The sequence below is a fragment of the Neisseria sp. P0021.S007 genome, assembly GCF_051956855.1.
In genome coordinates, this window is sequence record NZ_JBQCXA010001146.1 from 1 (window position 1) to 525 (window position 525).

The 525-nt window shown below is 53.5% G+C and carries 1 protein-coding gene; it reads left to right on the plus strand.

The window, feature by feature from the left end; genetic code table 11:
- The coding region (locus ACTHUR_RS17970; RefSeq protein ID WP_440400103.1) for an aminotransferase class I/II-fold pyridoxal phosphate-dependent enzyme at window positions 1-525 on the plus strand (525 nt) is incomplete at both ends.

Sequence of the window (525 nt, forward strand, 5' to 3'; positions counted from 1 at the left end):
GGAAAGAAATTTTTGATTTGCAAGACAAATACGGCTTCGTTATTGCCTCTGACGAATGCTATTCCGAAATTTATTTTGACGACGACAAACCGATCGGCGGCTTACAGGCTGCGGCGCAATTAGGTCGCGGAACGCACAACATCGTGATGTTTACCAGCCTGTCCAAACGCTCCAATGTCCCCGGTTTGCGTTCCGGCTTTGTCGCAGGCGATGCCGAGTTGCTCAAAAACTTCCTGCTCTACCGCACCTACCACGGCAGCGCGATGAGCATTCCTGTCCAACGTGCCAGCATTGCCGCTTGGAACGACGAAGAACACGTCATTGCCAACCGCCGCCTCTACCAAGAAAAATTCGACCGCGTCATTCCGATTTTGCAACAGGTATTCGATGTCAAACTGCCTGACGCATCGTTCTACATTTGGCTGAAAGTTCCCGACGGCGACGACTTGGCATTCACGCGCAACCTGTGGCAGAAAGCCGCCATCCAAGTGTTGCCCGGCCGCTTCCTTGCCCGCGATACCGAGC